This is a genomic window from Streptomyces sp. NPDC050121 (assembly GCF_044460385.1).
Classification (GTDB): domain Bacteria; phylum Actinomycetota; class Actinomycetes; order Streptomycetales; family Streptomycetaceae; genus Streptomyces; species Streptomyces soliscabiei.
Map to the genome: position 1 here is coordinate 1 of NZ_JBITJV010000017.1, position 12,893 is coordinate 12,893.

The window sequence follows — 12,893 nt, forward strand, 5'->3', positions numbered from 1 at the left end:
GTACGCGGACGACCCTCCGCCTTGCGATGCACCGCACCAGACGCCGCGGGCCCCGCCCTCCGGGCGGACGACGCTACTTTCGAAACACGCCCTAGGACCTGTCCGGCGGAGCGTCACGCGTCCTTGAACTCCTGGCGTTGCCTGCCCAGCCCGGAGATCTCCAGCTCGACCACATCCCCGGCCCGCAGGAACGGCTTGGGCTCGGGTGCGCCCAGCGCCACCCCCGCCGGCGTCCCGGTGTTGATGACGTCGCCGGGGTACAGCGTCATGAACTGGCTGACGTACCGCACGACCTCCCCCACGGGAAAGATCTGCTCGGCCGTCGTCCCGTCCTGCTTCAGCTCCCCGTTGACCCACAGCTTCAGGGAGAGCGCCTGCGGGTCGGGCACGTCGTCCGCCGTCACCAGCCAGGGCCCCAGCGGGTTGAACGTCTCGCAGTTCTTGCCCTTGTCCCAGGTCCCGCCCCGCTCGATCTGGAACTCCCGCTCGGACACGTCGTGCGCGACGGCGTACCCCGCGACATGCGCGAGCCCCTCCTCCGCCGACCCCAGGTAGCGGGCCGTGCGCCCGATGACGACCGCCAGCTCCACCTCCCAGTCGGTCTTCGCGGACCGGCGGGGGACGAGCACGGTGTCGTACGGCCCCACCACCGTGTCCGCCGCCTTGAAGAAGATGACGGGCTCGGCGGGCGGCTCGGCCCCCGTCTCCCGGGCGTGGTCGTGGTAGTTCAGCCCGATGCACACGATCTTGCCGATCCGGGCCAGCGGCGGCCCGACCCGCAGCCCGGCCGGGTCCAGGACGGGCAGCTCACCGGAGTCGGCGGCGGCCCGGATCCGGCCGAGGGCCTCGTCGTCGGCGAGCAGCGCGCCGTCGATGTCGTCCACGACACCCGTCAGGTCGCGCAGCGTGTCGTCGGCTTCGAGCAGTGCGGGGCGCTCCACGCCCGCCGTACCGACTCGCAGCAGCTTCATGGTCCGTCACCGTCTTCCTAGATCGCGGAGCGTCCGCCGACGGGTGCAGCCATCGGATGACTGGCCGATCCTCCAAGCTGGACGTCCGCTCCGCAATACCCGGTTCACGTACTGGACCGTCACCTGTACAGGACGGCTCGTTCGACGGCGCTCCAGGTCGAGCTGGTGATCACGTACAGCGCGGCGGCCAGCGGTACGACGGCCACGGTGATCAGGGTGAAGAAGGACATGAACGGCATCACCTTGGTGAGGGCGCCGACCCCGGGCACGTCCTGGCCGCCGGTCTCGGGCAGCGGCGTCCGCTTGGCGCGCACGTAGTTGAAGGAGGCGACGGCGGCGACGAGGGCGAACAGCACGAGGTAGACCACGCCGGCCCCGCCGACGAGCCCGGCCCCGGCGAGCGCGTCGGTCCAGCGGTCGCCGAGGGGTGCGGCGAGCAGCCGGTGGTCGAGCAGTTCGTTGCCCGCGCCGTCGATCGAGGAGCTGGAGAAGAGGCGGTAGAGCACGAAGAACGCGGGGAGCTGCAGCAGACTGGGCAGGCAGCCGGACAGCGGTGACACCTTTTCCTCGGCGTGCAGTTCCAGCACGGCCTTCTGGAGCCGGGCGGGGTCCTTCGCATGCTTCCTGCGCAGCTCGGCGACCTTCGGCTGCAGTGCCGTCCGGGCCTTCTGACCGCGGGCGGCCGCCCGGGAGAGGGGATGGACGAGGAGTCGTACGAGTGCCGTGAACAGGACGATCGCGGCGGCCGCGGCGGATGCGCCGAACAGCGGGTGAAGCAGGTCGGCGAGGTGACCGACCAGGTCGGCGAAGACGGACATGAGTACGGACATGGGTGAGGAGCCCTCCGGGGGTTCTCGTCGTGCCGGGATGGGTGCCGGAATGTTCCGGGCATGGCGGCAGGACGACCCGCGCGGGGCCACTAGGTCGGGAGTGAGGCCCTACGCGACGGTCGTCGGGAGGGCGTGGCCGGGCGCCCTGGGGCGGGGCCGGCCGGAGGCGTCGGGGTCGCGTTGCGGCAGGAAGGCCGTACGGCGGGCCCGGTCCCTGATGGCCGTGCGCACCCGGGTGGGCGGGACGGCGGGGGCGCTGCGCGCGGCGACGAGCGTGCAGACGGCGAGCGCGGAACCGGCCGCGGCGGTCGCGGCCAGCGCGACGGCGGCGGAGAGGCTGCCGGCGTCGAGGAGGAGGACGTCGAGCACGAGGAGGAGCAGGAGCGGCGCGGAGCGCGCGGTGAACCGGTTGCGGATCACGCTGCTTCCCCCCTCCTTCCTCGATCTGATCTCCCTTCGTTTATACCTCAGTTGAGGCATCCGAGGGATGACAGCCGGCGGGATGAAGTCCTCGCTTGTATCAAGTGTTTGACACAAGGTGCGGTCGACGGCATCTTGTACTCACCACTTGATACAAGCGTCACGCTCATCGTTCGCATGACTCACCGGGGGACTCGACATGCTCGACACCGTCTCGCCCGAAAGACTCCTGGCCCGCGCCGATCTCTGCGCCCGCTGGGCCGGGCTGGCGTTGGGCGTCGTGGTCGCCCAGGCGCTGGCCACCATGGACAGCGACGACATGGCTATGCCGTTCGTCTCCGCCGTCACGGCGTTCGGCCTGTGCGCGGTCGGCGGGGTCCTGCTCGGCGACTCCCTCACCCCCGCCCCACTGGAGGCGGTCCGCACCGCCGTCCTCGCCCCGCGCCGGGTCCGGGACCACGTACCGCCCCGCATGGCCCCCCTGCTCGTCTTCCAGACGGCCTGCATCGCCGTCCTGCTGACGATCGGGGCCGCCGCGGCCTCCCCCGACAGGGCCGGCCGGACGGGCCGCACCCTCGCCGTCACCTGCTCCACCGTGACCAGGCACCTCGGCCCGTGGCCCGGCCTCTACTACGCCACCCCGGTCCTCGTCTCCCTCACCCTCGGCACCGCCGCCTGCGTCTGGTCGCTGCGCCGCATCGCCCACCGCCCCGGGGACAACCAGCAGCGCCACGACCGCAGTTGGGCGATCACCGGAGCCTGGGGACTGCTGGTCTCCAGCCAACTGCTGCTCGTCGTCGGGATGATCGCCAGAGTGCTGTTCTACTCGAAGTGCGCCGGAATGCTGGGCAATGTCACGGCCCTGGTGATCTACCCCCTGGGGCTGCTGAGCCTGTTCGCCCTCGGCTGGTCCCTGTTCACCATCGTCGCGCCCCGGGCCGTGGACGATGAGTGAACCCGCCGTCCGCGTCGACACCACCAGCCAGGTGCCGCCGTACGAGCAGATCCGCGCCCAGCTGGCCTCGTTCATCGTCACCGGCCGACTGGTGGAGGGTGAACGACTGCCGACCGTACGGCAGTTGGCCGCCGATCTGGGCCTGGCGCCCGGCACGGTGGCCCGCGCCTACCGTGAGCTGGAGGCCGCCGAGCTGATCCGCACCCGCCGGGGCGCGGGCACCCGGGTCGCGGCCCTCCCCGCCGAACCCCAGCACCCCGACGCCGACCGACTCACCACCCTGGCCCGCGACTTCACCTCGGCGGCCCGCGCCCTGGGCGCCGGCACCGAGACCATCCTGAACGCCGTACGGGAGGCGCTGGAGCAGCGATCGTAGGCCGGGTTCGGGTTCGGGTCCGGGTCCGGGTCCGGGTCCGGGTCCGTGAGCCTAGGATTTCGGCTTCGTGGAGGTCAGTTCGCCCCAGACGACCAGCCGGTACCGGGAGGTGTACTCGGGGGTGCAGGTGGTGAGGGTGACGTAGCGGCCGGGGGTGTCGTAGCCGTAGGCAGGCTTGGTGAGGGAGCGGGGCACGGGTCGGATGACGCCCGAGTCGCGCGGTGAGGTCTGCGGCAGGATCTTGTCGACGGTGTAGGTGTAGGTCGCGTCGCGGGTCTCCACCTCCACCTTGTCGCCCTTCCTGAGGTGGTTGAGGTACCGGAACGGCTCACCGTGGGTGTTGCGATGCCCGGCGACCGCGAAGTTCCCGCCCTGGCCCGGCTGTTGGGTGCCGGTGTAGTGACCGACGTACCCCTTGTTGAGCACGTGCTGCTTGCTGGTCCCCTCGGCGACGGGGACCCGCAGGTCGAGGCGGGGGATGCGGAGGACTGCGTAGGCCTGGGAGGAGCGGGGGGTGACGGCGGACGACGACCCGTTTCCGTCCCCGTTCCCTGTGCCGTCGCCGCCACCGGACCGCCCGGGCGAGCGACCGTCGTCGGCGCCGTCGGCAGCCGAGCCGGAGCCGGAGCCGGATTCACCGCCGTCGCGCCCGTCGCCGCCGGCGTCGGCGGCCCCCCACTCCCGTTCCAACGCCTCCACTCTCCGCTCGGCGCCGTCCTTCGCCTCCCGGTTGGTCCACCAGAGCTGGTGCACGACGAGGAGCAGGACCAACACCCCGGCGGTGACGAGCAGTTCGGCACCGCTCCAGAGCACCCGCCGGTACCGGGCGCGCCGTCGCCGGGTGCTGTGCCGTACGAGGGGAATCCGCACGCGGGGCACCATAAGGGGTAGGGGACAAGGTCTCCAGAGCCGTACATACGAGACCTGTCCCGTTCGCCCTGCCGAACCCCTCCCCGCCCTTTCTCCACAGGTTTGAGAAAGGGCTGTCAGAACTCTCGACAACCCCAGGCGTCGCACCTGATGCTTCGTGTCGGCCGAACGGGACCGGCCTCGACTCGAAGCGGAGAAGCCATGATCCGACGCAGGACACTGCTGGCGGCCACGGGCGGCGCGCTCTTCGGAAGCGCCCTGGCGACGGGCACGGCCCACGCCGACGCGACGATTTCCGTCAATCCGTCGACGACGTACGGCACGTGGGAGGGCTGGGGCACCTCCCTGGCCTGGTGGGCGAACGTCTTCGGCGCCCGGGACGACTTCGCCGACATCTTCTTCACGACCAAGTCGGTGGCCTACAACGGCAGGACCCTCCCCGGCCTCGGCCTCAACATCGCCCGCTACAACCTGGGCGCGTGCAGCTGGAACACGGTGAACGGCGCGTCGATGGCGGTCTCCGCCAACATCCCCGGGTTCAAGCAGATCGAGGGCTACTGGCAGGACTGGAACAACGAGGACCCGACGTCCTCGGCCTGGGACTGGACGGCAGACGCCAACCAGCGGGCGATGCTGCAGAAGGCGACGTCGCGGGGCGCCACGACGGAGCTCTTCGCCAACTCCCCCATGTGGTGGATGTGCCTGAACCACAACCCGTCGGGCGCCTCGGACGGCGGCAACAACCTCCAGTCCTGGAACTACCGCCAGCACGCGTCGCACCTCGCGGCGGTGGCGCTGTACGCCAAGAACAACTGGGGCGTGAACTTCGCGACGGTCGACCCCTTCAACGAGCCGTCGTCGTCCTGGTGGACGGCGACCGGCACGCAGGAGGGCTGCCACATGGACGCGACCGTCCAGTCGGCCGTACTGCCGTACATGCGCAGCGAGTTGGACAAGCGCGGCCTGACGGGGACGAGGATCTCGGCGTCCGACGAGACGAGCTACGACCTGGCGCGTACGACGTGGAACTCCTTCTCGTCGACGACGAAGGGGTACGTGAACCGGGTCAACGTCCACGGCTACCAGGGCTCGGGCGGCCGCCGCGACCTGCTCTACACGGACGTGGTGACGACGGCCGGCAAGGCCCTGTGGAACTCCGAAACCGGTGACAAGGACGGCACCGGCCTCACGATGGCAAGCAACCTGCTCTACGACTTCCGCTGGCTGCACCCGACCGCGTGGGTCTACTGGCAGGTCATGGACCCGTCGGCGGGGTGGGCGATGATCGCGTACGACCCGAGCACGCTGGCGGCCGGCGCGGTCACGACGAAGTACTACGTGATGGCCCAGTTCAGCCGTCACATCCGCCCCGGCATGACGATCCTCGACACCGGCGTGAGCTACGCGGCGGCGGCGATCGACAGGACGGCGAAGCGCCTGGTGATCGTCGCGGCGAACACGTCGACGTCGGCCCAGACCCTGACGTTCGACCTGTCCCGCTTCACGACGGTGAGCGGCGGGTCGGGCGGCCTGGTCCCCCGCTGGAACACGGTGACGAGCGGCACGGGCGACCTCTACACGTCCCACTCGGACCTCCACCTGAGCGGCAAGACGATCAGCGTGCCGTTCGCGGCGGGCGCGGTGCAGACGCTCCAGGTGGACGGGGTGACGATCTAGACGACCTGGAGGATCTGGAGGATCTGGAGGATCTGGCCGATCTAGCGGTGACCGTGAGGTGATATGGGCCTCTGGCCTGCAGATACCTCTCTTTCGTCACCCGGCGGCGCTACGGTGTCCCCCATGCGCCCCGACACGCCTGCCGAGAACGTCGACCACACCGCCGAAGCGGCACGCCTGGAGCGGACCGCCGGCCTGTATCCCGAGGACGCCGAAGCCCTGCTGCTGCAGGCCGCGGCCCATCTGGAACTGGCCGGCGACCGCCCCGCCGCGACGACCCTCTACGACCGTCTGCTGTCCGCCCCGGGCGGGCTGGACACCCCCCACCTGGTCCGCGCCCTGAAGGCCTCCAACCTGTGGGAGTACGGCCACGAGGCCGAGGCCCGGGCGATCATCGACGGCATCCGCGCCGCGGCCCCCCGCGACCCGGCCCCCTGGGTGATCGTCGCCGAGTCCCTGGAATCCCACGACGAGCTGGAAGCGGCGCAGAAGACGTTCACCGAGGGCGTCAGCCTGCTCCTGGCGGACGCGCCGGAACCCCCGCACGCGTCACATGCGCTGCTGTTCGGCCGCCACCGGGTCCGCAGGATGCTCGGCGTGGCCCACGACGAGTGGGACCTGCTGGCGGACACCCTGCACTCGCTGCCCGTCTCCCTGGACGAGCTCCACGACCCGAAGCGCGTCTGGTCCCTCGGCTCGGACAACCCGGCGGAACTGGAGGCCGAGATCTCCCGCCTCCGCGCCGAGCTGGGCGCCTACCGGGAGGAGCTGTCCCGCCCGTTCCCGGTGGCGGTCCTGCACTGGCCGGCGAGCGAACTGACGGAACTGGTCACCGCCTACCCGACCCTGGAAGCGGAGTACCCCTCCCACGAGACCCACCTCGCGACGATAGAGGCCTCACTGAGGGAACTGTCGGCCTCGGGGACGGGCAACCTCGGCATCGTCACGGGCACGGTCCCGTCGTACGAGGCCTTCGCGGCCTCGGAGGCGACCTCCCCGGGCGACGCCGACCTGCTGCCCCAGTACGCGACGACGCTGGCGGCCCGGGGCCGGGCGGTCGGGTGGCCTCCGGAGCGGGGCGCTGGATGCTGGTGCGCGTCGGGGACGGCTTACCAGGCGTGCCACGGGGTGGGGGCGTAGAAAAGGCTCAGGCGACGCTCGGTCCGTCGGGCCGCAGCGCGTCCGAGATGGACTTGACGCCGCCGTGCGCGCTGAAACCCCCGTCGACGGGGATCTCCGCTCCCGTGATGAAGGAGGACGCCTCGGAGAGCAGGAAGACGATCAGTGGCGCGACGTCGTCGACGGTGCCGCTGCGACCGAGTGGCGTCTCCCGGATGGTCGTCTCACGGAAGGCCGGGGTCGCGGCGGCGGTCATCTCCGTCTCGATGTAGCCGGGGTGCACGGTGTTGACCCGGATCCCCCGCGGCCCCAACTCCGTGGCCGCGACCTTCGAGACACCCCGCAGCGCCCACTTGCTGGCGGTGTAGGCCACCGGGTAGTAGCCGGTGTACGCGGTGGACGACCCCACGTTCACGATGGACGAGCCCGGCGGCATCAGCGGCGAGAGGTACTGAATGCCCAGCACCGGCCCGACGGTGTTGACGGCATGAACCCGCCCGAAATCCTCCGCCCGCACCTCCCCGAGCCGGGCCCGATGAATCACACCCGCGTTGTTGACCAGCCCGTGAACATGCCCATACGTCTGGCGAAGTTCGGCGGCCAGATCCGCCCAGTCCTCTTCACTGGCAACGTCGAGCCGCCGACAGTCCCCTTCGGGACGAACGTCAGTGGCGATCACCGTGGCGCCGGCGCGGACAAGGGCCTCGACTTCGGCGGCGCCCTGGCCCCGGGCAGCACCGGTTACCACTACGACCTTGCCGGTGAGGGGGCGAGAGGGGTCATCGCCTTCGGGGGTGCGCGTCATGGCGGACAACATAGCTTCGGCATCGACGCCACCGGCGACCGGACCGCCACCCCGTCACGGTCAACCACCGGAGGGCACCCCTTGACCTCCGGCCCGTTGCCGGATTCGTCGGTCTCTCACCCGGGGAGACCTGTTGAATGGCGTGGCTGAAGGTCCGTCACTCGACTGGTCACAGGGGGCTGTGGATGTTGTCGGAAATCTTGGTCGCGCTTGCCGCTTCGGGCGGAACGGCGGTGGTGACGGCGGCGGGAACCGACGCCTGGATCGAGACCAGAACCACGGTGGCCCGGCTCCTGGGCCGAGACGGCCAACGCGAAGAGGTGGTGCTGCAGCGCCTCGACCAGACTGCCGCCGACCTCGCACGGGCAGCCGCCGGCGACGACGCGGAGAGAGTGCTGGTGCGCATGCGCGCCGACCAGGCGGGCTCCTGGACGACGCGCTTCAGGGACCTGCTCCAGGACCTCCCCGAACGGGAGCGGAACGAGGCCGCCAGGGAGCTGGAGTCGCTGGTCGAGCATGTCCGACGGCACGGTCCCGGCTCCGGCGCCTCGGCCGGGACCGGCGGTGTCGCGGTCAACGGCGATCTGCACGTCGAGGCCACAGGCGGATCGGTGGCTGCCGGTGTGATGCAGGTGCAAGGAGGCGTACACCTGGACCCTCCCAGGCCGGGGGCGGCCCAGGACTGACCGCCCCCGGCTTGTCAGGTCCACAGCAGTCGAGCCGCAGCCGTACGCCTTCCGGAAGGCTGCGGCACGCTTGGGGCTTCGGCGCGCACGACGACGGCGGCCGGGCCCCGCGCATCACCGCCCACACCGCCGTCACCGCCTCCCGCGGGGGCGTGGCGATCGGCCACGCCGAGAACGTCGCCATCACCGAGAGCGTCGCCGGCCGGGACCGGCGCGTACGCCGCCTGCGCATGGTGATCGTCCCGGTCGTCGTGGTGGGCGGCACGATCACGGCCATCGTCCTCCTCCCAGGCCTCCCGGACTCATCCCCCGGATCATCAGGCCCCGAGCGAACTCTCCCGACGCCCTCTCTGTCAGCCTCCACGTCGGCCTCCCCGTCGCCGTCGCCTTCCGGATCACCGCCCGCCACCCGCTCCCCGTCGGCCCCGGCCGCCGCCGGCTCGAGCGGCTCCGCGAAGCCCGTGGTCCAGCCCGTCCAGACCAGGACCAACCCCAGGTCCAACACGGGGAGCACTCCCGACGCGGGGACACCGCCCCCCGCGAAATCCGAGTCCGCCGCACTCTCCCCGGGGTCCGTGTCGACCCTCCGGAACGCCTCCAACGACCAGTGCGTGTACGGCACCGACGGCGACGTCTACCCCGGCTTCGGAACCTGCAGCTCCAGCGACGCCTACACATGGACGCTGCGCTCCACCGGCGGCGGCACCTTCGAACTGGTCAACCGCGCAAGCGGAAAGTGCCTGTCGGCGCCCTTCAACAACGACTACACGACCCAGCTGGAAGCCTGCGACGCCCCCGGCGGAACCGGTTACGTCAAATGGAGTCTCGGCACCTCGACCTCGGCAGGCCGGCTCCTGAAGAACACTGCCACCGGCCACTGCCTGGAGATCGCCGCCCCACCCTTCGGCGGCACCAAGCAGGTCATGGTGACCACCTGCAACAGCACCCGCCGGGAACAACTGTGGAAATAGACCGGAGCCAGCCCGTGCGGGCCGAGCCGCAACCGCCTGCGGCCACCTCGGCCGCTAACGGGTCTCGGCACCCCTGAACGATCTCGTCGAGGTGTAAAGAACCGAACCGGCCCGTCACCAAGGCTCAGGCGACGCTCGGTCCGTCGGGCCGCAGCGCGTCCGAGATGGACTTGACGCCGCCGTGCGCGCTGAAACCCCCGTCGACGGGGATCTCCGCTCCCGTGATGAAGGAGGACGCCTCAGAAAGCAGGAAAACGATCAGGGGCGCGACGTCGTCAAGGGTGCCGAGAGGGCTGATCGCCTTCGAGGGAACGAGTCATGCGGGACAACATAGCTTCGGGTGACGTGGGGGTGGTCCCGTCTTGTCCGACAGCTTGGACCTACGTGTCGGATCCACTGCAATCTCTGACCCACGGCAGGCAGAGTTTGGGCATGACCGACAGCACGCCGGCAGAATGCTGCTGTGTCTGGTGCTGTCCCATCCTCCCCGTCCGTCTCCGCCCGCATGAGCCGCCAGGGCTCCCGCGATACGGCCCCGGAGGTCGCGGTCCGACGACTGCTCCATGCGGCAGGACTTCGCTACCGGGTCAATGTTCCGGTCCCGGGCATGCCCCGCCGCACAATCGACATCGCGTTCACGAAAGCCAAGATCGCCATCTTCATGGATGGTTGCTTCTGGCACGGTTGCCCGCAGCACGCGACCCAGCCCAAGGCAAACGCAGAGTGGTGGCGGGCCAAGCTGGACAAGAACATGGCTCGGGATCGGGAGACGACCGAGCATTTGCAGGCGGAAGGATGGACCGTCCTTCGCTATTGGGAGCACGACGTGCCAGTGATGGTGGCGGGAGAGGTGCAATCCGTCGCTCTGCGGGTGTCGGGCAAGACGTGATCAGGCCAGTTCACCGATTCCCGTACACCTGCCATCGACACTGCGGACGATCACGCCTATCGTCTTGGCATATTCGTTGATCCATCAGGGCGGGGAGACTGTATGAGGAGACTGACATCGGTCGACGTGTGTTCCGGCGCAGGAGGCCTCGCGCTAGGCCTGGAACGCGCTGGATTCGACCCGGTTCTCCTTCTGGACAACAAGCCGGTGGCCTGTGAAACGCTACGCCTGAATCGGCCGCACTGGAACGTCGCCGAGATGGACCTCCTGGAATTCGACCCGATCGAGGACCCGGAGCCCTACGATCCCGATGCCTTCGAGGTCGACCTGCTGTCCGCCGGGTTGCCTCGCGTAAAGTCGTCGGCGACGACAAAGCGAGTGGAAACCGGCTTGGAGTTGCGCCTGCTGAAGGCGACGGTTCTCTTGGCCGCCCACGTTGTCCAGCCCAAGGCCCTCCTGATCGAAAATGTGCCGGAGCTCGTCACAGCGCCAGAATTCGAAGAAGTTCGCGACTTCATACAGAGTGAGCTCGTACACCTCGACTACAAATTCCACTGGTTCGTCATCAATGCTGCCGACTTCGGCGTTCCGCAGGACCGGAAGCAAGGTGTGCTCGTCGCACTCAAGAGTCGCTTCTTCGACCATTTCCACGCTCCGGCGCCCACCGTCACCCGCCACATAACAGCGGGCGAGGCTCTGCTGCCGTCGATTTCTGCCCGCGGTTGGATAGGTGCGGCGGAGTGGGCGGCACAGGCGAACCGGGTCCCCCCGACCCTCGTCGGCGGGTCCGACAACCGAGGCGGCGCCGACCTCGGTCTGACGGGGAGCAAGAAGATCTGGGCCCAAATGGGGATCAACGGCGGGGCACTGAGCGACGAGGTCCCGGATCGGGACGGCATCCAGGAGTCGGACACGTCCGGCTCGCCCCTCAAGAAGCTGACTGTGAAACAGACAGCGATCCTGCAGTCCTTTCCGGACGACTGGACCTTCGCGGGCAAGAAGACGCGCCGTGCCCGGCAGATCGGGCACGCCTCGCCGCCCCCGGTCGGTGAGGCTCTGGGTCGAGCGATCGCCGAGGCCCTTCGGGATTGATCGCGCCGTGCCGACGGTGCCCGCATCCTGAGTCCGACCCAGACCACCACCCGTGCCGGCTACACTTCGGTGCCATGACCCCCGTACAGCCTCAGTCACCTCAGCCTGCACTTTTCCGCGTCGTGGACCTCTTCGCAGGTCCGGGCGGGTTGGACATGGCGGCCGAGGCACTTGGCGTGGGGAGTATCGGCGTCGAGTGGGATGCCGGCGCGGTCGCCACTCGGACAAGGGCAGGACTGCACACCGTGCATGCGGACGTCCGCGCGGTCAAGCCGACCGACCTCGAATTCGAGGGAGCCAACGTCTTGGCGGGGGGACCTCCCTGTCAGACGTTCACCGTCGCCGGCACCGGTGCGGGGCGTCGTGCCCTGGACCTCGTGTTGAAGTTCGTCCAGCGGCTCGTGGACCGCGACAAATGGTCCAACATCGAGGCGGATCTGGCCGAGCTCAAGGACGAGCGCACCGGACTGGTGCTGCAACCCCTCCACTGGGCCCTGGAAGCAATCGACAACCCAACTCTCAGCCCCTACCACGCCATTGTGCTGGAACAGGTCCCGGCGGTTCTCCCGGTATGGGAGGCCTACGCCAAGGCGCTCAGCGACGAATACGAAACCGATTACGGGGTCCTGCACACCGAGGAATTCGGTGTGCCGCAAACACGTAGGCGCGCCGTCCTTGTCGCACGGCGCCGCAACGGAGACGCCAACCTGCACAGCCATCACCCGCTGAGGCTGCCCAAGCCGACCCACCAGCGCTATCGCGGAGAGAACAGCCGGGAGGACGACGAGGGATTCGCCTTCGTCGACTCCATGCCCAGGAAGTGGGTGAGTATGGGTGAGGCGCTCCCGAAGCGCCGCGCCCCCTTCACCGTGATCTCCAATTACGGCACTGGAGGCGATCCCAAGGCCCGCGGGCAGCGCCGATCCGATCAGCCTTCGGCGACCGTCACCGGAAAGGTCTCCAGGAACCGGGTCGTCGGGCCCGACGGCAAGGACGACCGTTTCTCCGTCTACGAAGCAGGCCGTCTGCAGACGTTTCCGGCGGCGTACCCGTGGAGCGGCAAGGACGTCTCTCAGCAGATCGGCAACGCGGTGCCACCGCGTCTCGGCATGCACATCATCAGTGCGGCCCTGGGACTCGGGTGCCCCTCGAAGGAGGCGTTGGACCGGCTCGCCTCGTGGAAGCCTCCGACGCCGGGGGACGACGGTGACACGGAGCCGACCGGCTCATAG

14 protein-coding genes and 1 pseudogene are annotated in these 12,893 nt (G+C 69.5%); 9 read left to right on the forward strand and 6 right to left on the reverse strand.

The genetic code is table 11. The features are described from left to right. Positions 1–113 precede the first annotated feature (113 nt). The 3 genes from ACIBTS_RS24970 to ACIBTS_RS24980 form a co-directional block, all read right to left on the reverse strand. Positions 114–971, reverse strand: coding sequence for a fumarylacetoacetate hydrolase family protein (locus ACIBTS_RS24970; protein WP_399322277.1), 858 nt, complete (start codon positions 969–971; stop codon positions 114–116). A 119-nt stretch (positions 972–1,090) separates the two neighbouring features. After that, the gene (locus tag ACIBTS_RS24975; protein WP_399322464.1) at positions 1,091–1,789 is read right to left on the reverse strand and encodes a YidC/Oxa1 family membrane protein insertase; all 699 of its coding nucleotides are present in this window, start codon (positions 1,787–1,789) and stop codon (positions 1,091–1,093) included. A 120-nt stretch (positions 1,790–1,909) separates the two neighbouring features. Further along, entirely contained in the window at positions 1,910–2,221 is a 312-nt protein-coding gene (locus ACIBTS_RS24980) for a DUF6412 domain-containing protein (RefSeq protein WP_399322278.1), read from the reverse strand. Positions 2,222–2,420: 199 nt separating this feature from the next. Here ACIBTS_RS24980 and ACIBTS_RS24985 point away from each other — a divergent pair, with 199 nt between their 5' ends. Together ACIBTS_RS24985 and ACIBTS_RS24990 are read left to right on the forward strand one after the other, a co-directional pair. Then, entirely contained in the window at positions 2,421–3,176 is a 756-nt protein-coding gene (locus ACIBTS_RS24985; RefSeq protein WP_319676156.1) for a hypothetical protein, read from the forward strand. Then, positions 3,169–3,552: a GntR family transcriptional regulator gene (locus tag ACIBTS_RS24990; RefSeq protein ID WP_319676157.1), complete on the forward strand. Its 384-nt coding sequence runs from the start codon at positions 3,169–3,171 to the stop codon at positions 3,550–3,552. Before ACIBTS_RS24985 ends, ACIBTS_RS24990 begins: the two co-directional genes overlap by 8 nt. A gap of 51 nt (positions 3,553–3,603) precedes the next feature. Here ACIBTS_RS24990 and ACIBTS_RS24995 read toward each other — a convergent pair whose 3' ends face one another. Continuing rightward, complete coding sequence (locus tag ACIBTS_RS24995; RefSeq protein ID WP_399322279.1) at positions 3,604–4,422, reverse strand: class E sortase; 819 nt, start codon at positions 4,420–4,422, stop codon at positions 3,604–3,606. A 201-nt stretch (positions 4,423–4,623) separates the two neighbouring features. Between ACIBTS_RS24995 and ACIBTS_RS25000 the strand changes: the two genes are divergently transcribed. Together ACIBTS_RS25000 and ACIBTS_RS25005 are read left to right on the forward strand one after the other, a co-directional pair. Next, positions 4,624–6,099 carry a beta-1,6-galactanase gene (locus ACIBTS_RS25000; RefSeq protein WP_399322280.1) on the forward strand — a complete coding sequence of 492 codons (1,476 nt, stop codon included), beginning with the start codon at positions 4,624–4,626 and terminating at the stop codon, positions 6,097–6,099. A 123-nt stretch (positions 6,100–6,222) separates the two neighbouring features. Further along, entirely contained in the window at positions 6,223–7,239 is a 1,017-nt protein-coding gene (locus ACIBTS_RS25005) for a hypothetical protein (RefSeq protein WP_399322282.1), read from the forward strand. A gap of 7 nt (positions 7,240–7,246) precedes the next feature. On the opposite strand, the gene ACIBTS_RS25010 is transcribed toward ACIBTS_RS25005, so the two are convergent. After that, positions 7,247–8,023, reverse strand: a complete 777-nt coding sequence (locus tag ACIBTS_RS25010) for an SDR family NAD(P)-dependent oxidoreductase (protein WP_399322283.1) — start codon at positions 8,021–8,023, stop codon at positions 7,247–7,249. Positions 8,024–8,208: 185 nt separating this feature from the next. On the opposite strand from ACIBTS_RS25010, the gene ACIBTS_RS25015 reads away from it, so the two are divergent. Then, a complete protein-coding gene (locus ACIBTS_RS25015) occupies positions 8,209–8,709 on the forward strand; it encodes a hypothetical protein (RefSeq protein ID WP_399322285.1) in 501 nt (166 codons plus the stop codon). Between the two features lie 11 nt (positions 8,710–8,720). Then, entirely contained in the window at positions 8,721–9,680 is a 960-nt protein-coding gene (locus tag ACIBTS_RS25020; RefSeq protein WP_399322287.1) for an RICIN domain-containing protein, read from the forward strand. A gap of 124 nt (positions 9,681–9,804) precedes the next feature. Here the strand turns inward: ACIBTS_RS25020 and ACIBTS_RS25025 are convergent. Next, a pseudogene (locus ACIBTS_RS25025) lies at positions 9,805–9,966 on the reverse strand (SDR family oxidoreductase); the annotation flags it as partial. Between the two features lie 219 nt (positions 9,967–10,185). Between ACIBTS_RS25025 and ACIBTS_RS25030 the strand changes: the two are divergent. The 3 genes from ACIBTS_RS25030 to ACIBTS_RS25040 all read left to right on the forward strand — a co-directional run bounded on the left by ACIBTS_RS25030 (position 10,186) and on the right by ACIBTS_RS25040 (position 12,893). Next, positions 10,186–10,569: a very short patch repair endonuclease gene (locus tag ACIBTS_RS25030; RefSeq protein ID WP_399322288.1), complete on the forward strand. Its 384-nt coding sequence runs from the start codon at positions 10,186–10,188 to the stop codon at positions 10,567–10,569. Between the two features lie 102 nt (positions 10,570–10,671). After that, entirely contained in the window at positions 10,672–11,661 is a 990-nt protein-coding gene (locus ACIBTS_RS25035; RefSeq protein ID WP_399322290.1) for a DNA cytosine methyltransferase, read from the forward strand. Positions 11,662–11,783: 122 nt separating this feature from the next. Next, on the forward strand, positions 11,784–12,893 hold the full coding sequence (locus ACIBTS_RS25040) for a DNA cytosine methyltransferase (RefSeq protein WP_399322292.1): 1,110 nt from the start codon (positions 11,784–11,786) through the stop codon (positions 12,891–12,893).

What these genes read in the sequence shown, in the direction of transcription:
- ACIBTS_RS24970 (WP_399322277.1), bottom strand. Translation starts at nt 971, where the DNA reads ATGAAGCTGCTGCGAGTCGGTACGGCGGGCGTGGAGCGCCCCGCACTG.
- ACIBTS_RS24975 (WP_399322464.1), bottom strand. Translation starts at nt 1,789, where the DNA reads ATGTCCGTCTTCGCCGACCTGGTCGGTCACCTCGCCGACCTGCTTCAC.
- ACIBTS_RS24985 (WP_319676156.1), top strand. Translation starts at nt 2,421, where the DNA reads ATGCTCGACACCGTCTCGCCCGAAAGACTCCTGGCCCGCGCCGATCTC.
- ACIBTS_RS24990 (WP_319676157.1), top strand. Translation starts at nt 3,169, where the DNA reads ATGAGTGAACCCGCCGTCCGCGTCGACACCACCAGCCAGGTGCCGCCG.
- ACIBTS_RS25000 (WP_399322280.1), top strand. Translation starts at nt 4,624, where the DNA reads ATGATCCGACGCAGGACACTGCTGGCGGCCACGGGCGGCGCGCTCTTC.
- ACIBTS_RS25005 (WP_399322282.1), top strand. Translation starts at nt 6,223, where the DNA reads ATGCGCCCCGACACGCCTGCCGAGAACGTCGACCACACCGCCGAAGCG.
- ACIBTS_RS25010 (WP_399322283.1), bottom strand. Translation starts at nt 8,023, where the DNA reads ATGACGCGCACCCCCGAAGGCGATGACCCCTCTCGCCCCCTCACCGGC.
- ACIBTS_RS25015 (WP_399322285.1), top strand. Translation starts at nt 8,209, where the DNA reads ATGTTGTCGGAAATCTTGGTCGCGCTTGCCGCTTCGGGCGGAACGGCG.
- ACIBTS_RS25030 (WP_399322288.1), top strand. Translation starts at nt 10,186, where the DNA reads ATGAGCCGCCAGGGCTCCCGCGATACGGCCCCGGAGGTCGCGGTCCGA.
- ACIBTS_RS25035 (WP_399322290.1), top strand. Translation starts at nt 10,672, where the DNA reads ATGAGGAGACTGACATCGGTCGACGTGTGTTCCGGCGCAGGAGGCCTC.